Below are 25,031 nucleotides of genomic sequence, written 5' to 3'. Positions count from 1 at the left end.
CTTCCAGTTTGTTTATGGCTCTTTTTTTACGGTCAGCGACTTAACGATTGAAGGATAAACGCATCGCTCCAGCTGGTTTATCGATGACTTTGTTATTGGCATAAACTAGCGCGCCATTGACCCAAGTCTTTTGAATTTGAGCTGAAAATTCATGTCCAGCAAAAGGCGACCAACCACAGTGATATAAACTGTTTTCGTGGCTAACTCGTGTTGGGGTATGAGCATCAACTAATACCAAATCAGCGTAGTAACCTTCACGAATAAAGCCTCTGCCTTGAATGCCATAGCGAATGGCTGGATTGTGCGCTGTTTTTTCGACTACTTGAGTCAAGCTCATATGGCCCAAACGGACATGATCTAAGAGTGTAAGTAACGCATGCTGAACTAACGGCAACCCCGCTGGCGCCTGCTCGTAAGACACTTGTTTTTCTTGCCAGGTATGAGGAGCATGATCTGTTGCAATGATATCTATTTGACCTGTATTTAACGCTGCCAATAGTGCGTCACGGTCATTAGGGGATTTGATTGAAGGATTGCATTTGATCAGGTTACCGAGCTCTGCATAATCATTGCTACTGAACCAAAGGTGATGAACACAAGCCTCCGCGGTGATTGATTTATCTCGAATATCACTCGCGTCAAACAGCGTTAGCTCCTTCGCCGTTGTGATGTGCAGCACGTGCAGTTGGCTGTGATATTTTTTGGCAAGTTCTACCGCATAAGCAGATGAGGCGTAACACGCCTCTTCGTCACGCAAAATGGGATGGTCTTCGATGGTGAACTCTGACTTCTTAAGTCGTTGCTTTTGCTGATTTTGTTTAATGACAGCCCCACTTTCACAGTGAGTAACAATAAGTACTGGAGAATCACGAAAAATTGCCTCTAACGCTTGCGGATCTTCGACTAACAAATTTCCCGTTGATGCCCCCATAAATACTTTCACACCACAATGTTGTTTGGGGTTAAGTTGTTTAATCTGTTCAAGATTGTCTTCGGTTGCACCGAGGTAGAAAGAATAATTCGCAAACGAGCTTTCTTTAGCGAGAGCGAACTTGCGCTCTAACGAGTCAATAGTCGTTGTAGCCGGACTAACATTGGGCATTTCCATGTAGCTTGTAATACCGCCGGCTACCGCTGCCCGCGACTCGCTTGCAATTGTGCCTTTATGTGTCAGCCCTGGCTCTCGGAAATGCACTTGATCGTCAATCATGCCTGGCAGTAAATAAGCCCCTTTAGCATCAATTACAATATCTCCGTGTTGTACGGATATATTAGTAGCAATCTTGTCAATTCTTTGATCAACAATACGTAAATCTGTTTCGGTAATGGCTCTTTCGTTGACCACCCGAGCGTTTTTAATCAATGTTGCTGACATATAATTCATTCTTTTAGATAATTTGAAAAGGTGGCCAATACTCGGTCACCTTGTGAAGCTATAAGGGGAGATCGTGTGTCCGCCTCATAGGGGGCGCTTTGCGCATTCATCGCAAACACAGGAAATCTCAAATTGTGGGCTAAGAACGGTGAAGCCTTCTTGTATGGCTTTCGCACATACGCTAGAAATAACATTGGCTTCAACCGCTATTTCACTAACCTTTCCACACTGAGAGCAAATCAAAAACTGTGGAACGCCATGCTCCTGATCGCACGCGATTTGAGAACAAACGACGTATTTACTAGATGTATTGAGCTTATGGACAAAGTGCTCTGCTTCAAGGAAATCGAGTATTCGATAAACCGACATCGCTTGAATGTTTTGAGAAAAGTTGTGATTGCAGTAGTCAACTAGTTCGTAGGCAGAAAGCGGCTTCTCCGCATATAGCAGCGAAGTCAGTATCAATTTCCGTTTAGTAGTGAGTTGTTTACCTCGCAGCAGGCAGATTTTCTCTACCTGCTTCATGACGTCATCTACCGTTTTGAGCTTTCTCATATCTCTAGATGAAATCCAATGTGAGTAGTAAGCGACGTTCATTGTCTGCAACATGTGGAGAGCGATGTATAAGTCCAGTGGCTTCATTGCCTTCCCAACCACTTCCTTTGAGCAGGGCAACATCGCCAGGCTGCATTCGTCGTATGGCACTTTCAGAGTCGTATAAGCCCGATAGGTGATCAGGTTGACCAAGACTACCGGCACCGAGTTTAGTGCGATCAATGGTATCGTTGGTTAACCATTCGGTCGCTCGGCCGGTATAAGTTATGACAAGTCTGCAAGGCACACGATCAAAGTGAAATTTCGGGCACATCGGGCTGTCTAGGCGAGTTAGTCTCAAACCTGCTTCTTTAACCTCAAACAAACAGCAGAACATATCGACGATTAAAGCAACATCTTCACTCAGCGCATCAGCACACGCATAGCCCTCTAACTTGCTTCGTACCCATTGTGCAGCATCATCTGGCGTGACACTTTGTACCAGTGCCAATCTAGGCTCCTGAGCCAGCATCAGATTAATGTCCTTCGTCAACTCTTTCGAGAGCGTTCGCTGCCATATGGCAATATTGTGCTCTGGTTTGTAGATGTCGCTAAGTATGTTCGCTGATGTCGATATCGCCAACGATGATGTTGTTTGGACACGAAGCGGGTTCTCAACTACATCAATGCTCATATATCTTCCTCCCAAGCGTTAAAAAGGTCAGGTAAAGGTTTTAATAACGTTGATTTTCTAGGGCTATGAGACCTAGTAATCGTTACGATTTCGCTCTAGTTCACGGACATATTGACACAGTCCCACCCCATGTAGAGTCAAGTCAGACAGCGCTTGTGAAGAAATCAACGTTTACTCTCTCTCAATAGGAGACTACTGGTTGTGAGATCAATTCTTTAAACAACAAATTGTAGAGCCCCAAACAAGGAAATGTTATAACATAACAATTAATCTTTTCAATATTTACCTTTTTTGATTAAAGATAATTAGGGGAACATCATGAGCATGCGAGCACGGAAATTATATTCCGCGATTAGAAAAGTAACGCGTGGGTGAATCGCCATAGACCCGACGAAACATCGCAATAAAGTTACTGGGCGTCGAATAACCTAAAGCATGTGCAATATCTCCCACCGATTCCCCTCGAGCTATCATTTCTAATGAATGTATTAGCAGTACTTGTTGCCGCCATTCACTAAAACTCATGTTTAACTCACTTCGAATCAATCGTCTTAACGTCCGAGATGAGACTGCCCCAATATTGGCCCAATGCTCCACAGAATGTTTGCTGTTTGGGTCTATTAAAATTGCTTGAGTAACTTTTTGCAGTCTCGGATCTCTGGGCAGCGGGATGTGGAGTGACTCATGAGGGCTATTGACGATTTCATCGGATATTACGGCAAGAATACGTAAAGACTGTATGGATAGATCGTCTGTTTTGCTCCATATCGATGCTCTAACCGATAGGGCTTTCAACACATCGCTCATTTGGATAACACAAGGTCTCATTGGAAACCGCTCACAACTCTCTGGAGTAAACAGTAATGAACGACCTTTCAGAGAACCACAAAAATAAACACTGTGCATCGCACCCGGGGGGATCCAACCAGCTCGGTGAGGTGGTAGTATCCACGTTCCTTCATCGGTTTTGACCTGAATTAGCCCTTCATCTATACACAGTAACTGGCCTCGATGATGACTGTGCCAATTATGTGGCCGTTGATCCAAATGGTTGAAGTCGCTCCTTTCATGCTGCCACTCCTTAACGATCAGTGCGGCGCCATTTTTCCATTCGCTGTAATCAGAGTTTGTCACTTTATTTACTCAATTCCATTTTGGCCATTATTCATTATTTTCTGTCCTCTTAACGTTACCATAGCAAGTTAGCGTTCGAGTAACATTTTAGCAACGACCATTTTATCGAAGGCAGAACCATCATGAACGAACCTATCTTTATTATCTATTACATTACGGCAGGCTTGGGCATTGGCTTTCTCGCAGGACTCGTTGGTGTGGGTGGTGGTGGAATGGCCGTCCCTATTTTTGCGTTTCTATTTTCACTACAAGGAATAGCTGATACGGAAGTAGTGCATCTTGCGTTGGGGACATCAATGGCTTCGATGATTGTTACAACATTGGGCAGCATGCGCGCTCACTACAAAAAAGAGAATGTAGACTCGACAATGGTAGTAAAAATGTTGAGCGGAGTTCTAGTCGGAACATTTTGCGCCACATTCGTAGCATCGTATCTACAAGGAGTCTATCTGGCAGGCTTTTTCAGCGTATTCATGTTGTATGTTGCTTATAAGATGTTTCTCAACACTGAAAATGAGTACAACCCTAACCCACATGGGGCTATCGGTAATATCACTGTAGGCTCGGTGATTGGCTCTGTATCAGCACTTGTCTCTATAAGCGGTGCGGGGTTGATCATCCCCTATCTTGTCCAGCAAAATTTTGAAGTAAAACGTGCTATTGGAACCTCTGCTGCGATAGGTTTCCCTATCGCGCTGTCAGGAAGCCTCGGTTACATGTTAAACGGATGGGAAAATACAGATTGGAACAACTTAGTCTTAGGATACATATACCTTCCTGCAATGCTCAGCTTCTCCATTAGTAGCTACTTAACTACTAGCCTCGGCGTGCGTTGTGCAGAGTATTTCCCAAATAAAGTTCTTAAGAAAATCGTTGGTATTTTGTGTGTTCTTCTAAGCTTTAAAATGTTGGTACAAGTACTTAGTTAGAGCAAATAACACGGTCACTAGTAGGCCTTGCACTATGGTGAAAGGATAAGCCTGCAAAAACTTACTTCTCGCTTTGCTGGTCCAAGCACACAATGTGTAAGAAAGCTCCTCATTGTTGCACTCTTATGACTTTGTTAACCTGGCCAGAATTACATCCAAAATGTGCTGATGATTGTCCTTTCTGGAAACCTCGTCACGCTCCTGGCAAAGTGCTTCCTCCCCTTCTGATGCGAGAATTTTAATGCCACGCTCAGTACATTCTGCGAACGCACTAAACTGACTCGCACTGGGGATCTCTTGAAATGTTACATTGGGAAGAGCAACAAGTGATTCGGCTGGTGTCAGTGCGGGATATAGCCGATCAGAGAGCGCCACCACGGTGATAGCATTGTTCATCAAGGCCAGAGTTTCAGGGACAAAAGTTTTCGTTAGCTCAGGGTTGATAACGACGACCGATTTCAGTTTGTTTTCAGACTGAAATCGGGGAAATTTTTGATCCGGGATGCTGGTAATATCAACGTTATTTTCACGTAACCAATGACAGTCTACATTGGTGGCGTTGTGACACGATGTTCGATATTTCTCCGGGCTTATTTGCGCTCCGGAGAGCATCAGCATAGATGTGCCGCCCAGAAAAAAGCCGACCCCCTGCACTGCATCAGTATCTACGCCTCCGGACAGTATCCCGACCGAACTTAATTCGTTCAGCCCAAGCACCAAATCACTGGTTCTGAATGTGATTTCATCGACAGCCATTTCTGCATTGATTTCGTTCGGTGCAGGAGGCTTTGGTACCACAACGACATAACCTTGTTGCGCCAGGCTCGAGGCTATCCAACCACTGTGGGAAAACGCTGACCGTGTTCCGCCCTGCGACAAAAGCACAACGGGAAATTTTCCACTTGCTAAAGGGGCATCTAACTGCGTTTCGACTGATTTAAAAATGTTCCCCCTACCAAACGTGAAATTGTTTTTTTCGTTCGTTGTGGGATACCAATAATAGACTTCTACTGGCTTATCTCTGTCTTCACTGAATCCCGTTTTGATTGTTAGCGCAGAATGGTATTTCGGCTCATTCGTACTGGCGCTGGCACTGACACACAATGTAGCGAGTAGAAACGACATTATTATTTTGGTTTTCATTTTTCCCTCAGCCGGTCAACACATTATTCTACACGGCATCTAGAAAAATAACGCGCAGGAGATTCTCCATATATTTTGCGAAACATAGCAATTAAGCTATTCATAGTCGAGGTAACCCAAAGAAAATGATAGACCGCTCCAGCTAGAGCCTTTCTTTTCAATAATTTTCTGCGGATATCCACCATGCAGAAGTTTGTACTTTACTCATTGTAAACGACTAATCATGGCCTCTTAAGGCAACATTAGAAAACCAACCGTATTCACAATCCATAACTCCATAACTCATAGTTACACCGATGTATATCTAAGTGAGCTGAAGCTTCATTGCCCATCCAGTGCCCTTTGCATTTTTATAGCAAGGTAGCCAAGCACCATTTTATTACGGACCATTGCTGCCTGCGCTAATGCTTTTGTTTTGTATCGTAACTGATTTGCTTACTGACGTTCTTTAGTTGCACTCCTACCTTATTAAATGCCTTTTGAATAGTTGTGGAAACATGCTGGCGGCCCTCTCCTTCAAAAAAGTTAGCTCGATCTTGCTTCGTTTCGAATACACAGACTATTTCTAAACTTTGTGGAAAAGAAGAGAATTTGACGGTATGAGTCACCCAAAGAAAGCCATCGTAGCCTTTTAGCGTATCTTCACAAACTTCGGTCAACACTTCTCTAATTAGATTCTCGACCTTCTTATCTGATTTGCGCATGAATTAAACTGCCTTCCTATCTAACGCCTTTAATTAGGTCTCAGTCTACATTGTCTTAAACAGTATTTGGCAGTGGTATTTAGTCAATAGCCTGTAGATGAGGTTATTCGCACGAAGATTTACCGACCTACTCGCTTCGAACTACATCTTACGCTGTTAAAAATAAGCGCTTTGCAACTCTACAAAACGCTTCTAACTTATTAGATTATTTTAAGTGTGTTTCAAGGAATGCAGAAACCTTGTCCATTGCAATGCCGACTGCTTCTGGATGGTCATACAGTTCATAGTGAGACCAATTTTCCAAATTAACCAGCTGTCGGTCTTTTGATTGAACAGAGCGGCCATAAATTTCCTGCCCATCACGATAAGCACCAAACGCCCCGACTTTTTGCCCTACCACGGCCATAACAGGCTGAGTCAATAACGTTTCGGCAAATGCAAAGGCATCCCAGCTCAGTGTTTTCTGTGCATGTGAAAACAGCATACGAGTTGCACCACCTTCGGTTTGTCCACGTGATGTTTTGTAGTATTCAGTAGCTTCGAACACGTCTCGTTCTGTTAATCCATTTTCTTTTGCAAATTCAATATTTGGAGGAAGAAGTTCATCGATTTTCAGCTCTGAGCCGCGAGCTTCGGCTGTTCTCTGTGCAGCCATAGCTTCAAGATTGGCGATAGGGTCGTACATACTAAAGCCTTCACGGAACAAGCGGCCTAAGTTAACAGGCGTAATACCTACGACAGCTTTCAAGCGCTTTTCGGTTAGGGCTGAATTGATCATGTAACCACCACCGCCGCAGATACCGAGTCCACCAATTCTATTCTCATCGACATATGGTAAAGTTACTGCATAGTCGATAACGCGACTGATATCTTCAACACGTTGACTTGGGTCTTCTACGTAGCGAGGCAATCCTCCCGATTCTCCTTGGAAGCTCGCGTCAAATGCGATCACGACGTAACCTAACTCAGCAAGGGCTTTACCATAGACAGCGCTGGATGTTTGTTCTTTACAACTACCAAAAGGATGAACGCTTATCATTGTTGGGTAGCGTTTCGATTCATTGAAGCCTTCTGGAAATAAAATTAATGCAGACATATCCCAAGCCATATCAGCATTTCTAAAAGTGATTTTTTGCATATTCATAATCAATACCTTAAGAGTAAAAAGCCTTGAGAGCAGAAAGGCTCGAAGCAATTGAGCCTTTCATCGGGAATATTAAAGAGTGCGTTGGAAGAAAGATGCGAGTTGGGATACTGCGTCATCGACGTATTCGGCAACATCATAAAGCGACATATGGTTTGCACCATCAATGGCATACAAGGTTTTATCTGAACTCGCTGCACGTTCTATCAGGTCATCACTCATCCATTTGCTGCCTGCGTCACTACCAACGACAGCAAGAATTGGCTGAGTTAGGAATGCTTCCGCTTTGTGGTACGCATCGTAAGTAATGATCTGGTTTAAGTTACGAGTTAGAGCAAAACCCGGCGCATTTGGATGTTCACAACGTGGTGTGTGGTAATACTCCCAAGCTTCGCGTAGCTCTGCATTTGAGGCATCTTCTTCACGCATCGGAGCTAGAGGAATAGTCGCGAATTCTGTACCATTCGTGTCGGTTGTGCGAGCATTCGAACCAAATTCTAAGTAACCAACAGCGTCAGCATCGTTAACCGAATTATCCCAACCATTACGGAACATTTGGCCAATGTTTACGGCACTAACCATACCCAGTGCTTTGATTCGACGATCATTGATCGCTGCATTTGCACTATAGCCCGCACCAGCACAAATCCCCATTGCGCCAATTTTATCGTTATCGACGTACTCTAACGTTGTCAGATAGTCGACGACTGCGCTCACGTCTTCAGTACTCGTGTAAGGGTTTTCCATTTGGCGAGGCTCACCTGTACTTTCACCTTGATACGAACGGTCAAACGCAATGGCAATTATGCCGCTTTTTGCAAGTTTACTCGCATATAGGCCTGCGGTTTGCTCTTTTACGCCACCACCTGGGTGTGAAACAACAACCGCCGCATATTGTTTACTTGCATCAAAATCTGTAGGGAAGTTGATAACCGCTGAAATCTCAATACCTTGACCATTGAGATTTTTGAAAGTGACTTTAGACATAGCGACATTCTCCATTAGAGGTTAACTGTTCATCTCAGGCTGACCTAAGCTTCGATGTAATATTAGTCAACACACTGTTTCGGATAAATATCGTTTTATCTACATGACTGTTTAGTTATACTTAACAAATGAGAATAGAACCTTCTTTAATTTCATCACTGACGTGGTTTGCACATATTGCTCGCCATCGCAGTTTCACTAAAGCAGCCTTAGAAATGGGGGTAACCCGTGCTGCCTTATCACAACACCTAAAAGCGTTAGAACAACAGCTACAAGTTCGGTTAATTAATCGAACCACCAGAAGTATGTCGTTGACTCAAGAAGGCCAACGTCTGCTTGATATTTTGCAACCTTCATTGATGAACATTGAGCAGGTCGTTAACGAATTGAACGACTCTCATCTTGAGCCTTCGGGATTAATCCGTATCAGTGTATCAAGAACCGCTGCTCGGCTGCTTATTGAGCCCTATCTAGGTGAGTTCCTCTCTCGTTATCCTAAAATACGCCTAGAGCTAATCATGGATGATGGGTTTTCTAACATCGTCGCAGAAGGCGTTGACGCTGGCATTCGCTTAGGATTAAGCTTAGATGAACATATGGTTGCGGTCCCTATTACTCCGCCGTTAACAACGGCAATAGTGGGCTCTCCTGAATACTTTAGGCAAAATGGACTACCTCAAACTCCTGAGGATTTAGAAGGTCACAATTGCCTTGCTTATCGTTTTACCTCTAGCGGAACAATTGATCATTGGTCGCTAACCTCTCCAGATGTTGCAAAGCGCACCCTCGTTTTCGAGCCTAAAGGCAATGCTATTTTTAATGATGACTATAGTATGTTACAAGCTGCAATACAGGGTGTGGGTTTAGTGAAGCATATTGATTTATGGGTGGAAAAGCACATAAATGAGGGAAGATTGACCCGAGTTCTGACACCTTGGTGCAAAGAGTTTCCTGGGTTTTATTTATATATACCTTCACGAGAGCATATGCCGAAAAAAATCCGCGTCTTGATGGATTTTTTAATCGAAAAGCGCGAAGCTCTGAAACTCAAAGAGTAATTACCAAATTGCTTTAAGTAAAAAAGCGAGCACGAGGCTCGCTTTTAACTTTCTGTTTTCGTTATATATTACAATAGCTCAACCGATTGTTTAGCTATCACAAATTCCTCGTTAGTAGGAATAACAAGAGCTTTGGCACCTAATAACTCAGATGTTGCAATAACACCTGCGTTACCAAATCTTGCATCTTCGTTACCTTTCTCATCTTCAACAAAACCTAACAGTTTTAGGTTTTTCAAGATTTCACGACGAATTGGTAGTGAGTTTTCACCAATACCACCAGTGAAGATGATGCCGTCTAATGAATCCAGAGCCGCTAGGTAGGAAGTAATGTATTTCGCAACGCGGTAAGTGAAGATCTCAAATGCCAACTTCGCACGTGAATTCCCCGCTTCCATTGCTTCTAGTACGCCACGAGCATCACTTGTCACACCAGATACACCTAAGAAACCTGACTTCTTGTTCATCATCTCGAACACTTCGTCTTTTTCCCAGCCTTTACGGAAAAGGAACTCGATAACACTTGGATCAAGGTCACCACAGCGAGTGCCCATCATTAGGCCAGCTAACGGCGTCAAACCCATACTTGTATCAACACATTCGCCATTTTTAACCGCACTCACTGATGCACCGTTACCTAAGTGCACAGTGATAAAGCTGCTTTCTTCAACCGGCTTATCTAGCATTTTCGCTGCTTCACGGCTTACGTAGTAGTGGCTTGTACCGTGAGCACCGTAACGACGCACTTTATGCTCTTCGTAAAGCTCGTAAGGAAGTGCGTACATAAAGGCTTTGGCTGGCATTGTTTGGTGGAAAGCAGTGTCAAATACAGCAAATTGAGGCAGTGAAGGGAACGCCGCCATTGCCGCTCTCATGCCTTCAGCGTTCGCTTTGTTATGAAGTGGTGCAAGTTCAGCAAGGCGCTCTACTTCTTGAATAACTGTTTCATCAACTTTCACAGTTCCTTTAAAGGTTTCACCGCCTGCGACAATGCGATGGCCTACAGCGACAAATTTTGAGCTCAAACCTAGAGTATCGAGTAGTTTTACCACTCGCTCAACAGCGTACTGATGATGGTTGCCACCAGCTGGAATTGCTTCAACGGTTTTTTCTCCCTGATATTTCCAACTGATTTCAGCTTCAGGTAGGCCAAAACACTCACCAATACCTGATACCAAAGCTTCACCGGTTTCAGAATCAATAACAGCAAATTTTAATGAAGAGCTACCAGAGTTGATCACCAGTACAAACGAATTAGACATGAAATAGTTATCCTGTTGTAGAGCAGAGGTTGTAATAGCGCTTGTGCGCTGCGTACTTCTTGTTTGTCCCTCTATTATTCAATAATTTTTTAATCTTTCAACAATCTTTTAGTAAAAGCGATTTGATTGAACAAATTTTGTTGATCTGTAGCAAGTTTTGATTTTATTTGAAGACTAAAAAATATCACTTGTTAAACATAATTTATGAATAGGTCAATTTGTACAAAGTCAGATATATAAGCTACGTTGTTTATTGGGTGAACAAAAATAACAAACCAATCAATAAATCGGGGTAATAATGTGCCCACTATTGCATTTCTATTAGTGATCTTAGGTTTGATTTTGCTCTGCTGGGGATGGCAGATGACAAAAAACATCTGCTCGAAAACTGACGTAACCGGGTGGACTTTCCTATTATTGTTAATCAGCTGTTTCATTTTTGCTTATGCCGTTTTTTTGCACGCTATCATGCAAAAACCTATTACTTCTCTCTTAGAAACGGGGGTTTCTCTTATACTTTTTGGCGGCAGTATCTTTGTCGTGCTGGTGATTAAGTGGAGCAACGATTCGATATTAAAGCTTCATACTGTTGCTGAAAGAGAGAAGCGCAATGCCGTCCATGACGCTCTTACTGGGCTCCCTTATCGTAAATACTACTTTGAGTCTATCGAAGACATGACACAACCTGAAGGCCAATGACTGATTCAAATTATGAGATAACCTCAAAAACGTCGAAAGATTGATAATACGTTTCAAGGTAAGCTGGTTAATTTCTTTTCACAGCAAGCCGCACTGAAGGCTCCCGCTCTATCGTTGAGAACACGATTGCGCTAGCACATGGATTAGGGTATTCGGTCGTAGCAGAAGGCGTTCAAGACATGGACACACTGCATTTTTTGAGAAGTCGAGGCTGTGACATCATTCAGGGTTACTTGTTCTGCCCTGCCCTTAGACGAAGTAATAAGTTGGGTAAACAAACACGATGAAAAGCAAAACCGTATTAGACGCGCATAAAAAAGCCGAGCGCTTTGCTCGGCTTTCAATTCTTTTTGTAGCAACTTAAACCGTCGCTTTAATCACTCGTGATTATGCGTCTGTACGACGGCCACGACCGTGACCACGTTCACCACGATGTGCACCACGGTGATCACCACCACGGTTGCGATCGAAACGACGTTCGCCACCTTCACGATTACCATCGCGGTTGCCGTCACGGTTACCACGGAAACCACCTTCGCGACGACCGCCTTCACGACGATCACCACCACGATTGCCGCCTTCGCGGTTGCCACGGTAACCACCGCCATCACGACGACCACCATCGCGACGACCACCGTCACGGCGACCACCACGAGACTCGCGGAAATCATCGAAGTCACATACTACAGCACCAACATCTTGTTGACGGATACGTAGTTTGCTTAGCTTGTTCGCCGCGTCTGAAGTCATTGCTTTAGGTAGCTGTACGAATGTGTGACCTTGAGCTAGTTTGATCGCACCGATAGAACCTTTACCTAGACCTAGTTCGTTTGCTAGAGCGCCAACGATGTCTTTAACTTGAACGCCTTGCTCACGACCAACTTGAAGCTGGTAAGTATCCCAGTCTTGGTTGTTGAAGTTACGACCGCCGTCGCGACCACCTTCACGGCGCTCTTTACGACGTTGCTTGTCACGCTCAATTGCTTCAACCATTGGGTCTTCGCCAATATAGAACAGAGGACGTTTGCCTTGCTGACGCTTAAGAAGCATAGCAGCAAGTGTTGCAGGGTCGATGTCTAGAGAAGTTTGTAGTTTCTCTACCAACTCAGCAAATTTGTCTAGTGCTTTGTGCTCTTTCTCTGCTTCAAGCTCAGCGCCTAGCTTAGCTAGACGAGCTTCAGCAACTTGGTCACGTAGAGGAAGTTGGATTTCTTCCATAGATGACTTAGTTACACGCTCGATAGTGCGAAGCATACGAATTTGGTTAGTGCGAACTAGAAGGATCGCTTTACCTTTACGTCCAGCACGGCCAGTACGACCGATACGGTGGATGTATGACTCAACATCAAATGGGATGTCGTAGTTAAATACGTGCGTAATACGTGGAACGTCAAGACCACGAGCTACAACATCAGTTGCAACTAGGATGTCAATAACACCTTGTTTGATGTGATCAACAGTACGTTCACGTAGAGACTGAGGAATGTCACCGTGCAGTGCAGCTGCTTTGAAGCCACGTGCAGATAGCCAGTCAGCCAGACGCTCAGTATCTTGACGAGTACGTACGAATACGATTGACGCGTCAGTTTCTTCAGTTTCAAGAAGACGAGACATTGCTTCATCTTTCTCTACACCTTTCACTACCCAGAACTGTTGTTGAACTTTGTCTACAGTGTGGTTTTTACCAGCAACGTCAACCGTTACAGGGTCACGAAGGAAACGTTCAACGATCTTCTTCAGCATTGGAGGCATAGTTGCAGAAAACAGAACGCGTTGTGCTGACTCTGGAGCGTGCTCCATGATCGCAGTTACGTCATCTACGAAACCCATGTTTAGCATTTCGTCTGCTTCATCAAGAACGAAAGTACTAACTTCGTCTAGGTGTAGACGTTCGCGATTGATAAGATCTTGAACACGGCCTGGAGTACCGACAACTACATGAGCGCCACTTTTAAGAGCACGCATTTGGTCGACAATAGATGCGCCACCGTAAATCTCTAGAACTTTCAAACCTTTGATGTTTTTACCAAGGTTTTTCATTTCCGCTGCAACCTGAATTGCCAGCTCACGAGTCGGAGCAAGTACAATCGCTTGCGGTTTGCGTTGGTTTAGATCGAGTTTGTTGAGAAGAGGCAGAGAGAACGCTGCTGTTTTACCTGTACCTGTTTGAGCTTTACCCAGCGCGTCAGCACCTTCCAATAGGTGTGGGATTGCCGCAGCCTGAATTGGAGTTGGTGACACGAAACCCATTCCGTCTAGAGCAGAAAGGATAGAATCATTCAGAGATAAATCACTGAATTGAATAACAGAATCTTGCATTGGGATCCTACTTAATTAAACAAAAAAACAGTCCCATATGCTCTTCCAATTCGATACTGATCCATCCAGATACTGATTCCATTCAGACGGGAACACAGCACAGTACACAACCGCGATAAGCCATTAGGGACGACTAAGGGAGGCGGATTATTCCTTAAAAGCATAAAAAAATCCAGAAAAAATTGAATTACATCACAATTTATTCTCAACAATGGTATTTTTAGCATATTTTTCCACCAACCCTACCATTCCCCGTAGATTCGCGTAACTCACAGATGAGAATTTCATCAATATTTAAGCCAATTTCTCGTGGTTAAATTGGCAAAATTCACGGCGAAATTACGCTCCACAGGTAGTAATAATAGCTCGCAATGATTATAGTGTGCCCAACTCCATAGGTAATTTAAGAAAAGATGTTTCAAGATAACCCACTACTCGCTCAGCTTAAGCAGCAAATCCAAGAAAACCTGCCTAAAAAAGAAGGCTCAATAAAAGCCACAGATAAAGGCTTTGGCTTTTTGGAAGTGGACAGTAAGACGAGCTTCTTCATCCCGCCTGCGTACATGAAAAAGTGCATGCACGGTGACAAAGTCATCGCCATTATCCGCACCGAAAATGAACGCGAAGTTGCAGAGCCACAAGAGCTGCTAGAACAAGCAGTGACTCGCTTTATTGGTCGAGTAAAAATGTTCAAAGGCAAGCTCAACGTAGCACCTGATCACCCACAGCTTAAAAAGCTATCTCTTAAAGCGAAACTAAAGAAAGGTCTAAAACCTGACGAGTTCGCCGAAGGTGATTGGGTTGTCGCACATCTTATTCGCCACCCTCTAAAAGGCGATAACTCTTTCTTCGTAGAAATTTCTGAAAAAATCACTGACGCGAATGATAAAATTGCGCCTTGGTGGGTAACGCTTGCTCAAAACGATCTACCAAACTCTGAGCCAGCAGGCATCGATAACTGGGAACTGAAAGACGACGCGGAGCTAGAACGCGTAGACATGACTCATGTTCCATTCGTCACTATCGACGGTGAATCGACTAAAGATATGGACGATGCGCTGTACGCGAAGAAAACCGTATCTGGCGATTTCGAACTCACCATCGCTATTGCGGACCCAACCGCTTACATCACACCTGAAGATGAAATGGATAAAGTAGCGCGTGAGCGTGGCTATACTATCTATCTTCCAGGACGCAACATCCCGATGCTACCTCGCGATTTAGCGGACAACCTATGTTCTCTGATTGAAGGTGAAACCCGCCCTGCTATTTGCTGTACCGTAACGGTAAGTAAAGATGGTGTGATTGGCGACGATATTAAATTCTTCGCGGCAAACATCAAATCACATGCACGCCTAGCATACGATCACGTGTCTGATTGGTTAGAAAACGGCAGCTCTGAAGCATGGACGCCATCTGAAGAGATCGCGACCATCGTTCGTGATCTTTATGAGTTCTCTCTTGCTCGCGCTGAATGGCGTGAGAAAAACGCAGTGGTCTTCCCTGATCGTCCTGACTACCGTTTTGAGCTCAGTGAAGATAACGATGTAATCGCTATCCACGCAGACATGCGCCGCAGTGCAAACCGTCTTGTTGAAGAATCCATGATTACCGCAAACATCTGTGCAGGTCGTACATTACGCGATAAATTTGAAACAGGTGTCTTCAATACGCATGCAGGTATCAAGAACGAGAAGATTGAAGAAGTGGTTCAACTTGTCAATCCAGAAGGCCAGTTGGAGTTCACAGCGGAGTCTATTGCTACGCTAGAAGGCTTTGCTGCGTTGCGCCGCTGGTTGGCAGCTCAAGAAACGTCTTATCTAGATAACCGCATTCGTAAGTTCCAAGCATACAGTGAGGTGGGTAATCAGCCTCTGCCTCATTACGCAATGGGTTTAGACATCTATGCAACTTGGACATCACCAATTCGTAAATACGGTGATATGATCAACCACCGTATGTTGAAGGCCGTCATCCTTGGTAAAGAACCCGTACAAAAACCAGATGACCAAGTAGGCGAAGAGCTAGCTCTACATCGTAAACATCATAAAATCGCTGAGCGAAATGTCTCAGATTGGCTATATGCACGCACGCTTGCTGATGAGCCGAGTAAGAAAACTTGTTTCACAGGTGAGATTTTCGATATTAATCGTGCAGGCGCACGTGTCCGACTTCTCGAAAATGGCGCAGCAGCCTTTATTCCTGGTGCACTAATTCTTGATAATAAAGAAAGAATTGAGTGCAATGGCGACAACGGTACCATCTCTATCGATAAAGAGATCGTATACAAACTTGGGGATACATTGGAAATTGTCCTTACGGACGTAAACCAAGAAAACCGCAGTTTAGTTGCAAAGCCAACCCAGGTATTCGCTGAACAACCAGCAGCACAAACAGAACAGACTGTAAGTGAGTAATACCGAATGAAGTTAAAAGGCGCTCTATTGAGCGCCTTTTTTATTTGTTATGTAAAACGATAAGAAAGAGTATGCCGAACATTGAGATCATTCGCTTTAATCACTTCACTGCGCGCAAAAGTGAGCGTTACACTGCAACACATAATGGGTTATATATTGTTGAAGAAGGTGCCCTATTAGTTCATCAACCTAATGGCGAGCAATTTGAACTTAAAGCCGGAGATTTCACACTCTATAACTCCGCAGATCTGAGCAGTGCAGAAGCCGTCTCTAGTGACGGAGGCTTTAAAGCACTGGCTTTAGTCTTCAATCCAAATATATTCTGTGACTTTAAGAAAGCGCACCCGATGCTACGTTCCAAAACGGAAGAAAGGCGCTTCTATCCTTTTTCAACGCAATCCAGTAGCGAAGTAGCACAATTGAAGGACATGTTGGTTAAGTTAGCGAGTCGCAATGCTCCAGACTACACACAAAGCCATATCGCAATGGCATTGCTGTCGTTGATGGTTGAGGTAGAGCCAAACATCCTATCTATCATAGATGATGCAAGTAGCCTGAGCGACTCTCAAAAAGCCATTAAGTACATTGAGGGTAATATTGAAAAAGACATCACGCTAGAAGGCTTAGCGGCTCATATGAGCATGTCCATCGCAACCTTAAAACGTCGCCTCGCCGCAGATGATCTTTCGTTTTCTCAGATATTAAAGGTGAAACGGATAAACTTCGCAGCAACCCAACTGCGCAAGTCAGAAAAATCAATAACAGAAATAGCGTTTGAGTCTGGCTTTAAAAGTGCAGCGCATTTCAGTACAGCATTTAAATCCGTTTACAACATGACCCCCAAAGACTTTAGAAACCAAGTTGTTAGGCCTAAAGTATAAATCATGTCGGCATTCGCATCCGTTGGGCTCGCCCTATTCCCAAAAACACGCTTGAGGATCGCGCTCCAACTCGTTGAGTAAGTCCTCAAGCATTCGGCTAAATGGAAGTGGCTTATAAGGCACCCACCTTAACAGCTCGTTGTGATATGTGGGAACATAGAAATACCAAAGTTGGTTTTCCTCATCAAACATGATCTTCGCGACGGGAGAAGTATACTCGCTATGCTGGGAGTCGAGGAGAAAATGCGCCCGATGAAGCTCAACGCCATTTTCTACTAGCTCATAGAGGCACTTGCCCTGTTCGACAGGCAAGTTAGCATTACGCGCAGAGCAGAGCGATTGAACTGATTTGTATAAACGACTTGTCGCCATTTGGGACACTGACATCAACGTTCTCCCGATGGATGATAGTTAGAGCTGTCGATCCTAGTATATAACCTTTACATCATCACCGATGGTAGTTATCTACCTAACTCAAGTATAAGATAGCTATATTATCATTTGCCCAGATTATCATCTCAGTCCACTTGGAAACGCTAGCTCCATCACCTCTTGACTAGAAACAATTCCCCTGTTTAGCGCTAACAGTTCACAAAAGTGTAACCTGAACGCAATATCATAAACTCTGCTTTATCCCGTATATGGAGTTTAATATGTTACGTTTTACTGTGGCGACGTTATTGGCCATAGCAGTCTCCCTCCCTACCATTGCAAAAGAAATCAACATCTCGGGTTCAACGTCGGTTGCTCGTGTGATGGATGTACTTGCTGAGGAATACAACAAAACACACCCAGACGATTACGTTGCTGTTCAGGGCATTGGTTCGAGTGCTGGTATCACCATGGTCAATAAAGGAGTAGCCGAAATAGGCATGAGCTCTCGCTATCTGACTGAAAGCGAAAAAGGTGAAGATCTCAATGTATACCCTATCGCTTATGATGGCCTCGCTGTTGTTGTAAACCGTACCAACTCTGTAGAAAACCTTTCTCAGCAACAGCTGTTTGATATTTACAAAGGTAAGATTAAGAATTGGAAAGAGGTCGGGGGCGCAGATCAGCCTATCGCGGTGGTTACTAGAGAAGCGTCTTCAGGTTCACGTTACAGCTTCGAAAGCTTGCTGGGACTGACCAAAATCGTTAATGATCGCCTTGTCTCGGATATCAGCCCAAACAACTTGGTTGTAAACAGCAACAGCATGGTAAAAACCATTGTTAACCATAACACTCGCGCCATTGGTTTTATCTCTGTAGGGTCAGTAGATCGCTCGATCAAGGCGATTCAGTTAGATGGTATTGACCCAACCTCGACAAACATTAGCAATCATAAGTACAAGTTGGCGCGACCATTCCTAGTGCTATACAAAGTAGATAAGATTAGCGATGCAGGTAAAGGTTTTATCGCTTTCCTTCGTTCAGAGCAGGGACAAAAAGCGATTGCAGATTACGGTTATACGCCAGTAAAAAACTTTAATCAGTAAAAATGAAAAAGAGAGCACCCTGATGCTCTCTTTTACTATGTCGTGTTCTATCCGGTTTCGGAATTAGAAATGCAGTTGAATTACAGAGACCACAACCGCACCAGGTCGACGAATACCTTCAATTTCCACTTTAATTTCGCGCTCAATCTCCAAACCTTTTTTGATTGGCGTTACTTTTGTTAACGTGCTGACTGCACGAACATTATTGCCTGCTTTGACAGGGTAAGGGAAACGGACTTGGTTTAAACCCAAGTTAACTACCATTTTAGCTGTTGGGAACATTGGCTTGTCTGGATCGACTGAATCCGTCAGTTTAGGCAGCAATGCTAATGTTAAAAAGCCATGAGCGATAGTTGTCTTAAATGGAGATTCAGTTGAAGCACGCTCTGGATCGGTATGAATCCATTGCATGTCTTCCGTTACCGCACCAAATTGGTTAATACGTTCTTGAGACACATGAACCCAATCACCAGTGTGAATAACTTCGCCAATTTTTTCACTTAACTCGTCATAAAGCTTTTGAGCCTCAGGTGCCATTACGATCGGTGCAGGTTGAGGTGCAACTTCTTCGTTGACGGCTGGCTGCTGGTGATCACGAACTTTTGAGAAAAGAAAGCTATTTTGAGCTTTCCCCAAAAAGTCACTCCAATAATCGCGTAACGTTGGAGACATCCAATTCATAAACTCGGATTGATGAGCAGAAATCGCATCAACTTTGTCTTTAAATAGATTTGTGACCTTCATAAACACCCTTAAGAATTCTAAGCACAACTGGCTATACCAGTTAATTTTGAATTAGTTCACAAAGTCTTGCAAATACTTTCGGGCGAACACATGTACCCTAAAAGCATGTTATGTCTTATATATCAGCAAGATAACAATAAAACACCATTTTATTGACGTGCGCCAATATAAAGTAAAAACTCTATAAATTGGTACTTTTTGTCCCTTTTTCACTCCGTTTTCAAACTGTCCAACATCACATCAGTGATCATAAAACAAGCAAACAGTACTTCTATTATAATTCAGCACTTTACAAGTCGGACTATGCTCCTTATTATACCGCCCAAAACGGAGAGATGGCTGAGTGGTTGAAAGCACCGGTCTTGAAAACCGGCATACGTTAATAGCGTATCTAGGGTTCAAATCCCTATCTCTCCGCCACTTATTTAGAGAGCTCGCATTTATTGCGAGCTTTCGTCGTTTTAGCTCTTAAAAAACGAGATTTAGAAATCCTCGCTCGTAAACGAATCCGGCACTTCACTATATTCCAGTTAAAAGCCCGCTAATGTTTAGCGGGCTTTTAACTTCGATTTTCTAAAGTTTAAGCAAACTTCTTAATCATTTCAGACAGGTCATTGGTGCAATTTTGCACTTTGGTGTTCATATGATTCGTTTCAGTCATCAGTTCATACGATTCACTGTACTTTAAATTAAGCGACTGGATGTTTTCATTTATTTCATCCGTTACATAAACCTGCTCTTCTATCGCGACCGCAATTTGTTGGTTTCGTTCGACAACGTCTTGAACAAGGGATTCCAGTTGTTGAATGCTATCCAAAGCAGTACCTAACAATGTTACCGTTCCGGTCGACATTTCGTTACCTTTCTCTAACGCAGAAACCGCTGATTTGCTCCCATTTTGAATCCCTTCAATGGCCGATTTAATCTCTGTTGTCGATTCCTGAGTTCTTTTAGCTAAGGTTCTCACTTCATCTGCTACAACGGCAAACCCTCTGCCTTGTTCGCCTGCCCTCGCGGCTTCAATTGCAGCGTTCAACGCTAATAAATTAGTTTGTTCGGCAATACCGTTGATGACTTCAACAACGGTTCCAATTTGCTCGGTTTGTTGGTTCAAACGTATGACCACTTTAGATATTTCGCCGAGCTCATCAACCAACTCTAAAACCGATTGGTTAACATTATCGATAACGCTACGGCTGTCTATCATCGTATTTTGCGCTTCTAACGTAGCCTCGGCGGTCGCTTGAGCATTATTTGATATCTCAGATGAAGAGGCTTGCATCTCGTTGACCGCTGTTGCGACCGAGTCAATCTCCACTTTCTGTGCGCTTAAGTTCTCCGTCACTTGCTGGCTATTTGTCGCAGCACTGTTAGCACTTGCGCGCGTTTCTTCGCAAGAGTCTTTTACAGACACGCCAACGCGCCCCAGTAGCGCATTGGCAAATTGCTTACGCATCTTCATACCCAGCTCAATCTCAGCCAGATCGTTGATTCTTCCGCAATAAATATATTCCATGAGTGGATTGTTGAAGTCTTGCCTAGCCTGTTTAGCGAGCTTCTCAACTGGTCTGGTTAATACATAAATAGAGAAAACGGAAAGTAACGCAACAACGCCAAACGCTATCACTGGTGATTGATTCATTTGTAGAATGAGTAAGCCAAGAAGGTTTGAAATTAAAAGGAAGAAGGCCGATCTCATCCACAAACGTGTACGAGGAAGATACATTTTCCACGGCTTACGATTATTTCGAAGCTTCGAATACGCTTTTTCCGCTCGCTGGATGTGTATACGCTCAGGTTTAAATCTCACTGATTGGTATTCCACAACTTCACCATTAGATTTTATAGGAGAAGCAAACGCGTCAACCCAATAATAGCCGCCGTTTTTACGTCGATTTTTGACCATTCCCATCCAGTGTTTGCCAGTTTTCAGGTGAGTCCATAAATCTTTAAAAGCCTGTTTTGGCATATCAGGATGACGCACAACATTGTGGGGTTTACCGATAAGCTCCCCTTCATCAAACCCCGCTACTTCATTAAAGTTTTCACTGGCATATTTGATGTAACTGGAGGTATCGGTAATGGAAACTAGGCTGTAACTCGAAGGGTAATCGTATTCCGTTTCACTCATAAACATGTGTCCTTACATTGATTAATTAACAAACGGCAAATATGAATTTATCAGCATAACATTTACATGCATAATGATAGATTGATTCAAAAATAAAACAAAATTATTGACAAGCTTACTTGTTACTTAATGACTCTAGTCGCATTTTTATCCTCTAACACAAGGCTTCGTTGATATGCACAAGACTGAGCACTGTTCAAAATTAATACACAAAAGCGCTTCCGTACTGAGTTCGTAAATTGTTATAAGTAATCCACTAAAACGAAAACAAGGAAGACAAACACAATGACTATTCACTTTCGTCAGCTTGCAGCTAAGAGAAACACGACACACTTGTTTATTGACGATTGGAAAATTAACACTCAGCAGTCTTGGGGGATATTCAGCGCGGATGGAGATATTGGCTCTCTGCTTGGAGACCTTATTTGTGATGAAATGTCACCAAATAGTGGGGAAATTGAGCTAAATGGGCTATCCGTTGCGCAAGTGTCGTTATCAGAGCAACAGCGATTACTGGAAAGAGAATTAGAAAAAGATGATACGGATTTTCTTGATCGTATCGACCAAGGAAGCACTGTTTATTCATTAATCCTAGAACAGAGCCAAGACACTAACTTAACTGAACAGCTAGTTAATGATCTCGACCTAAGTCATCTTAGAGATAGTGGCTTCCGTGTTCTCTCTACCGGAGAAACCAGAAGAGTAATGCTCGCCCGAGCTTTAGCCACACAACCTGACTTAGTATTACTCGATAATCCATTTACTGGCTTAGATATTGCGCACCGAGCTGCTCTCGCTCGCTATTTACACTCGCTTTCTCAAAATGTGCAACTACTCATAACCTTCTCTCGCGAATCTGACATGCCTGAGTGGATCAATAGCATCGCGCTTTTCAGTGCAGGAAAGCTTGATAGTACAATGGATAAGTCCAGTTGGGATAATCATCCAATCATTGGACAAATTAAATCTCAGTCAGAACAACAGAGTGAAGAAATGATGAGCTTGATACGTCAGCATCAGCACTCGACACCATTCAACAACCCAATATTTGAACTAAAGAATGGGGCTGTTGAATATACCGATAAGAAGATTTTTACTGGCTTGAACTGGCGCATAGACAAGGGCCAACATTGGCAGGTCAAAGGTCCAAATGGTTGTGGAAAGAGTACCTTACTTGGATTGATCTTTGGCGATCATCCGCAATGCTACAGCAATGACATTGATATTTTTGGTAAAAAGCGTGGTACTGGCGAGACAATCTGGGAAATTAAGCAGCATATCGGTATGGTGTCTTCAGCGCTACACCTCCAATATCGAGTCAATTGCAGCGCATTAGAAGTCATTTTGTCAGGATTTTACGATTCGATTGGGTTGTATAACCAGCCAACTCGCAAAGAGATGAATATTGCAAACGAGTGGCTCGATATCTTACATATGAGCCAGTACAAAAAAACCTCATTCAAGCAATTAGAGTACGGTCAGCAGCGACTATTACTGATTGCAAGAGCCATCGTGAAACAACCCACATTATTGATTTTGGACGAGCCGTATCAAGGGTTAGATTTTTTGGGTAGACGGTTAGTTAAGAACACACTTGAGCTCATCGCTAGAGAGAATTTAAGCCAACTATTGTATGTGTCTCACTACCAAGAAGACCGCTTAGATAGCATCAAAAATGAGTTAGAGTTTGTGTTTGATGAAAATGCTCAGTGTTATAGAGCTAACGTCTACCAATCATAATGACTTCGCTGCGCAAGCTGCTCATAAGGTAATGGTTTGGAGTACAGGTATCCCTGATGATATCTCACTCCCATCTTCTTTAAGTGTTCAGCTTGCGCTATGGTTTCCACGCCTTCAGCGATCAATTGTACTTGTAATTCTTCCGCGAAGTGAACCATCGCTTTTAAGACAGAAGCACTAAGGCTAGGAATACCAATAGTTTCGACAAAGCACTTATCGATTTTTAAGTAATCTATGCGCATGTGCTGTAGAAATGCTAACGAGGTTTGGCCAGTTCCAAAATCATCGATCAGCACATCAATACCATGCACTCGCAGCGCTGCAATGCATTTTCTCGCCTCTGAATCAATGAGCTGACGCTCCGTTATCTCTACCCCTAATGAGACTTTGTTTCGGCTCAACTGTCTGTCGAGCAATTGAATTTTTCTGATCGCGTTTGGTCCGACTAAATAACCAGGCGGCACGTTAATACCAAGGTGGACAGGCTGATCAAAGCCTAATTTACTGAAGTCCTCTGCCGCTTTATCCAGAACGAAATCAGTAAGTAAAAAAACCAATCCACTTTGCTCTGCCGCAGGGACAAACTCATCCGGAGAAATGAACCCCTTACTTTGATGCTCCCATCGCACTAGCGCTTCAAACCCGAATAACTGGCCGGTATCAACGTTAACTTGCGGTTGGTAATACAGGGTCAACTCTCCTCTTTTTATCGCTCTTTTAAGATCCAGTATCAAATTGCGATGGGGATCAATAAACTTATTCAACGCATACAAGCAAAGGTAGATAACGAAAATAATTGGAATTGAGTACAAAAAATAGGAAAGTGTTCTCTGTTTGACGAAAAGATCGCTGGCTTCGCTCAAAGCTTCATACTCAAACATTTGCGACGATTTGATACCGATAGGATTACTTCCCGCTCTTAATGCTCCTTCAGGTGAAACTTGATCATGGATAAACAGCGCAGAGCGTTTTAGGCGTAAATCGTTGTTAAACCCTATTGTTGCATTAAAGTAGTCATGATCGATAATCGTTACGGCTTGATAACCCCGCTCTCCCTCCGTTACCACAAGCAAGAACTGATCGTACAAGCTATCAACACTACCAAACGCTAGCGTTTGTCCCTTAGGAAAGGTGATGTGCTCAGCTAACGGTTTAGAGATACTTCCCAATTTCGAAGAACAAGTAATGACTCCCTCTTTCACAATGAGCATTTCTTCAATATCTCGTTCAAACATTAAGCTTTGCTGGAGCTCTTCACATCGTTCAGGGTGTAGCAACGCCGTGCGGTTTTCTGTCTCTATTTGGAATAAAATTTCATCTGCAATTTGCACATTTTTTTCTAATAAATGATTGAGATTGTTTTGCACGCTTTCACGAGCTAAATACAAAACCTCTCCAATAACCAAGGGAATAGGCAGAAGAAAAATGATGGCTTTTTTAAAAATCGCCTTATTCAGCATATAAAAGTAACCTTTTATAAAACCGATTTACTGAGATGGTACCTCGATTCCGATACCCGCTAGCAACTCACGTTTTTTAACATTATTTGTTTGGATTAACTCAGTATGCGAAACGCTGAGTAATACCGCAAACTAAACAATGTCTTATTCACTCCTGTTCCAATTTAGTATCAAGCGCCTCAAACCTGAGACTTTAAT

At 43.3% G+C, this 25,031-nt stretch carries 21 protein-coding genes, 1 tRNA gene and 1 pseudogene; 9 read left to right on the top strand and 14 right to left on the bottom strand.

What is annotated here, in order from left to right:
* Nucleotides 1–40: 40 nt before the first annotated feature.
* The 4 genes from R7P35_RS02840 to R7P35_RS02825 all read right to left on the bottom strand — a co-directional run bounded on the left by R7P35_RS02840 (nucleotide 41) and on the right by R7P35_RS02825 (nucleotide 3,737).
* Nucleotides 41–1,375 carry a dihydroorotase gene (locus R7P35_RS02840; RefSeq protein WP_025767650.1) on the bottom strand — a complete coding sequence of 445 codons (1,335 nt, stop codon included), beginning with the start codon at nucleotides 1,373–1,375 and terminating at the stop codon, nucleotides 41–43.
* A gap of 84 nt (nucleotides 1,376–1,459) precedes the next feature.
* The gene (locus R7P35_RS02835) at nucleotides 1,460–1,930 is read right to left on the bottom strand and encodes a Fur family transcriptional regulator (RefSeq protein WP_025767649.1); all 471 of its coding nucleotides are present in this window, start codon (nucleotides 1,928–1,930) and stop codon (nucleotides 1,460–1,462) included.
* Between the two features lie 4 nt (nucleotides 1,931–1,934).
* Nucleotides 1,935–2,603, bottom strand: coding sequence for a DUF1826 domain-containing protein (locus tag R7P35_RS02830; RefSeq protein ID WP_025767648.1), 669 nt, complete (start codon nucleotides 2,601–2,603; stop codon nucleotides 1,935–1,937).
* A 339-nt stretch (nucleotides 2,604–2,942) separates the two neighbouring features.
* The gene (locus R7P35_RS02825; protein ID WP_213904519.1) at nucleotides 2,943–3,737 is read right to left on the bottom strand and encodes an AraC family transcriptional regulator; all 795 of its coding nucleotides are present in this window, start codon (nucleotides 3,735–3,737) and stop codon (nucleotides 2,943–2,945) included.
* A gap of 122 nt (nucleotides 3,738–3,859) precedes the next feature.
* Between R7P35_RS02825 and R7P35_RS02820 the strand changes: the two genes are divergently transcribed.
* The gene (locus tag R7P35_RS02820; RefSeq protein WP_062730947.1) at nucleotides 3,860–4,666 is read left to right on the top strand and encodes a sulfite exporter TauE/SafE family protein; all 807 of its coding nucleotides are present in this window, start codon (nucleotides 3,860–3,862) and stop codon (nucleotides 4,664–4,666) included.
* Between the two features lie 123 nt (nucleotides 4,667–4,789).
* Here the strand turns inward: R7P35_RS02820 and R7P35_RS02815 are convergent, their stop codons facing one another.
* From R7P35_RS02815 to R7P35_RS02800, 4 genes are all read right to left on the bottom strand, one after another.
* Nucleotides 4,790–5,809 (bottom strand): alpha/beta hydrolase family protein, encoded by a 1,020-nt coding sequence (locus R7P35_RS02815; RefSeq protein WP_062730946.1) that lies wholly within the window; start codon nucleotides 5,807–5,809, stop codon nucleotides 4,790–4,792.
* 401 nt (nucleotides 5,810–6,210) lie between these two features.
* Nucleotides 6,211–6,513, bottom strand: a complete 303-nt coding sequence (locus R7P35_RS02810; protein WP_005375707.1) for a hypothetical protein — start codon at nucleotides 6,511–6,513, stop codon at nucleotides 6,211–6,213.
* Between the two features lie 205 nt (nucleotides 6,514–6,718).
* Nucleotides 6,719–7,657, bottom strand: coding sequence for an alpha/beta hydrolase (locus tag R7P35_RS02805; RefSeq protein ID WP_005375705.1), 939 nt, complete (start codon nucleotides 7,655–7,657; stop codon nucleotides 6,719–6,721).
* Nucleotides 7,658–7,729: 72 nt separating this feature from the next.
* Nucleotides 7,730–8,644, bottom strand: coding sequence for an alpha/beta hydrolase (locus tag R7P35_RS02800; protein ID WP_017821078.1), 915 nt, complete (start codon nucleotides 8,642–8,644; stop codon nucleotides 7,730–7,732).
* Nucleotides 8,645–8,772: 128 nt separating this feature from the next.
* On the opposite strand from R7P35_RS02800, the gene R7P35_RS02795 reads away from it, so the two are divergent.
* The gene (locus R7P35_RS02795; protein ID WP_047104466.1) at nucleotides 8,773–9,702 is read left to right on the top strand and encodes a LysR family transcriptional regulator; all 930 of its coding nucleotides are present in this window, start codon (nucleotides 8,773–8,775) and stop codon (nucleotides 9,700–9,702) included.
* Between the two features lie 68 nt (nucleotides 9,703–9,770).
* Here the strand turns inward: R7P35_RS02795 and R7P35_RS02790 are convergent, their stop codons facing one another.
* Nucleotides 9,771–10,964 carry an acetate/propionate family kinase gene (locus tag R7P35_RS02790; protein ID WP_005375697.1) on the bottom strand — a complete coding sequence of 398 codons (1,194 nt, stop codon included), beginning with the start codon at nucleotides 10,962–10,964 and terminating at the stop codon, nucleotides 9,771–9,773.
* Nucleotides 10,965–11,432: 468 nt separating this feature from the next.
* Here R7P35_RS02790 and R7P35_RS26570 point away from each other — a divergent pair, with 468 nt between their 5' ends.
* Nucleotides 11,433–11,663 (top strand): hypothetical protein, encoded by a 231-nt coding sequence (locus R7P35_RS26570; protein ID WP_224721257.1) that lies wholly within the window; start codon nucleotides 11,433–11,435, stop codon nucleotides 11,661–11,663.
* A gap of 71 nt (nucleotides 11,664–11,734) precedes the next feature.
* Nucleotides 11,735–11,978: pseudogene (locus R7P35_RS26565) on the top strand (EAL domain-containing protein); the annotation flags it as partial.
* A gap of 72 nt (nucleotides 11,979–12,050) precedes the next feature.
* On the opposite strand, the gene R7P35_RS02780 reads toward R7P35_RS26565, so the two are convergent.
* The gene (locus R7P35_RS02780) at nucleotides 12,051–13,982 is read right to left on the bottom strand and encodes a DEAD/DEAH box helicase (RefSeq protein ID WP_005375680.1); all 1,932 of its coding nucleotides are present in this window, start codon (nucleotides 13,980–13,982) and stop codon (nucleotides 12,051–12,053) included.
* A 413-nt stretch (nucleotides 13,983–14,395) separates the two neighbouring features.
* Here R7P35_RS02780 and rnb point away from each other — a divergent pair, with 413 nt between their 5' ends.
* Nucleotides 14,396–16,399: an exoribonuclease II gene (gene rnb / locus R7P35_RS02775; RefSeq protein WP_171344110.1), complete on the top strand. Its 2,004-nt coding sequence runs from the start codon at nucleotides 14,396–14,398 to the stop codon at nucleotides 16,397–16,399.
* A gap of 71 nt (nucleotides 16,400–16,470) precedes the next feature.
* The gene (locus R7P35_RS02770; protein WP_017635750.1) at nucleotides 16,471–17,280 is read left to right on the top strand and encodes a helix-turn-helix transcriptional regulator; all 810 of its coding nucleotides are present in this window, start codon (nucleotides 16,471–16,473) and stop codon (nucleotides 17,278–17,280) included.
* A gap of 33 nt (nucleotides 17,281–17,313) precedes the next feature.
* On the opposite strand, the gene R7P35_RS02765 is transcribed toward R7P35_RS02770, so the two are convergent.
* The gene (locus R7P35_RS02765) at nucleotides 17,314–17,667 is read right to left on the bottom strand and encodes a DUF3024 domain-containing protein (RefSeq protein WP_017821084.1); all 354 of its coding nucleotides are present in this window, start codon (nucleotides 17,665–17,667) and stop codon (nucleotides 17,314–17,316) included.
* Nucleotides 17,668–17,933: 266 nt separating this feature from the next.
* Between R7P35_RS02765 and R7P35_RS02760 the strand changes: the two genes are divergently transcribed.
* Entirely contained in the window at nucleotides 17,934–18,758 is an 825-nt protein-coding gene (locus tag R7P35_RS02760) for a phosphate ABC transporter substrate-binding protein (protein ID WP_017635752.1), read from the top strand.
* A gap of 63 nt (nucleotides 18,759–18,821) precedes the next feature.
* Here the strand turns inward: R7P35_RS02760 and R7P35_RS02755 are convergent, their stop codons facing one another.
* The gene (locus tag R7P35_RS02755; RefSeq protein WP_005375670.1) at nucleotides 18,822–19,502 is read right to left on the bottom strand and encodes a MaoC family dehydratase; all 681 of its coding nucleotides are present in this window, start codon (nucleotides 19,500–19,502) and stop codon (nucleotides 18,822–18,824) included.
* 329 nt (nucleotides 19,503–19,831) lie between these two features.
* Here R7P35_RS02755 and R7P35_RS02750 point away from each other — a divergent pair.
* Nucleotides 19,832–19,922 (top strand) — tRNA-Ser (locus R7P35_RS02750).
* A gap of 160 nt (nucleotides 19,923–20,082) precedes the next feature.
* Here R7P35_RS02750 and R7P35_RS02745 read toward each other — a convergent pair.
* Nucleotides 20,083–21,633 carry a PAS domain-containing methyl-accepting chemotaxis protein gene (locus R7P35_RS02745; protein WP_198556859.1) on the bottom strand — a complete coding sequence of 517 codons (1,551 nt, stop codon included), beginning with the start codon at nucleotides 21,631–21,633 and terminating at the stop codon, nucleotides 20,083–20,085.
* Nucleotides 21,634–21,918: 285 nt separating this feature from the next.
* Here R7P35_RS02745 and modF point away from each other — a divergent pair, with 285 nt between their 5' ends.
* Nucleotides 21,919–23,373, top strand: a complete 1,455-nt coding sequence (modF, locus tag R7P35_RS02740; RefSeq protein WP_053350645.1) for a molybdate ABC transporter ATP-binding protein ModF — start codon at nucleotides 21,919–21,921, stop codon at nucleotides 23,371–23,373.
* On the opposite strand, the gene R7P35_RS02735 is transcribed toward modF, so the two are convergent.
* On the bottom strand, nucleotides 23,361–24,833 hold the full coding sequence (locus R7P35_RS02735) for an EAL domain-containing protein (RefSeq protein ID WP_005375659.1): 1,473 nt from the start codon (nucleotides 24,831–24,833) through the stop codon (nucleotides 23,361–23,363). The genes modF and R7P35_RS02735 overlap by 13 nt on opposite strands.
* Nucleotides 24,834–25,031: the final 198 nt, after the last annotated feature.

The organism is Vibrio sp. Vb0304 (assembly GCF_033338995.1).
In the GTDB taxonomy this organism is placed as follows: Bacteria; Pseudomonadota; Gammaproteobacteria; order Enterobacterales; family Vibrionaceae; genus Vibrio; species Vibrio alginolyticus.
Note: the sequence above shows the minus strand (reverse complement) of the source record. Positions and strands in the feature narration are given on the sequence as shown.

Bases quoted from the DNA above. Each gene is read 5' to 3' on its own strand.
- R7P35_RS02800 (WP_017821078.1), bottom strand. From the start codon at position 8,644: ATGTCTAAAGTCACTTTCAAAAATCTCAATGGTCAAGGTATTGAGATT.
- modF (WP_053350645.1), top strand. From the start codon at position 21,919: ATGACTATTCACTTTCGTCAGCTTGCAGCTAAGAGAAACACGACACAC.
- R7P35_RS02820 (WP_062730947.1), top strand. From the start codon at position 3,860: ATGAACGAACCTATCTTTATTATCTATTACATTACGGCAGGCTTGGGC.
- R7P35_RS02815 (WP_062730946.1), bottom strand. From the start codon at position 5,809: ATGAAAACCAAAATAATAATGTCGTTTCTACTCGCTACATTGTGTGTC.
- R7P35_RS02735 (WP_005375659.1), bottom strand. From the start codon at position 24,833: ATGCTGAATAAGGCGATTTTTAAAAAAGCCATCATTTTTCTTCTGCCT.
- R7P35_RS02840 (WP_025767650.1), bottom strand. From the start codon at position 1,375: ATGTCAGCAACATTGATTAAAAACGCTCGGGTGGTCAACGAAAGAGCC.
- R7P35_RS02745 (WP_198556859.1), bottom strand. From the start codon at position 21,633: ATGAGTGAAACGGAATACGATTACCCTTCGAGTTACAGCCTAGTTTCC.
- R7P35_RS02770 (WP_017635750.1), top strand. From the start codon at position 16,471: ATGCCGAACATTGAGATCATTCGCTTTAATCACTTCACTGCGCGCAAA.
- R7P35_RS02810 (WP_005375707.1), bottom strand. From the start codon at position 6,513: ATGCGCAAATCAGATAAGAAGGTCGAGAATCTAATTAGAGAAGTGTTG.
- R7P35_RS02765 (WP_017821084.1), bottom strand. From the start codon at position 17,667: ATGTCAGTGTCCCAAATGGCGACAAGTCGTTTATACAAATCAGTTCAA.
- R7P35_RS26570 (WP_224721257.1), top strand. From the start codon at position 11,433: ATGCAAAAACCTATTACTTCTCTCTTAGAAACGGGGGTTTCTCTTATA.
- R7P35_RS02790 (WP_005375697.1), bottom strand. From the start codon at position 10,964: ATGTCTAATTCGTTTGTACTGGTGATCAACTCTGGTAGCTCTTCATTA.
- R7P35_RS02805 (WP_005375705.1), bottom strand. From the start codon at position 7,657: ATGAATATGCAAAAAATCACTTTTAGAAATGCTGATATGGCTTGGGAT.
- R7P35_RS02830 (WP_025767648.1), bottom strand. From the start codon at position 2,603: ATGAGCATTGATGTAGTTGAGAACCCGCTTCGTGTCCAAACAACATCA.
- R7P35_RS02835 (WP_025767649.1), bottom strand. From the start codon at position 1,930: ATGAGAAAGCTCAAAACGGTAGATGACGTCATGAAGCAGGTAGAGAAA.
- R7P35_RS02755 (WP_005375670.1), bottom strand. From the start codon at position 19,502: ATGAAGGTCACAAATCTATTTAAAGACAAAGTTGATGCGATTTCTGCT.
- R7P35_RS02795 (WP_047104466.1), top strand. From the start codon at position 8,773: ATGAGAATAGAACCTTCTTTAATTTCATCACTGACGTGGTTTGCACAT.
- R7P35_RS02780 (WP_005375680.1), bottom strand. From the start codon at position 13,982: ATGCAAGATTCTGTTATTCAATTCAGTGATTTATCTCTGAATGATTCT.
- rnb (WP_171344110.1), top strand. From the start codon at position 14,396: ATGTTTCAAGATAACCCACTACTCGCTCAGCTTAAGCAGCAAATCCAA.
- R7P35_RS02760 (WP_017635752.1), top strand. From the start codon at position 17,934: ATGTTACGTTTTACTGTGGCGACGTTATTGGCCATAGCAGTCTCCCTC.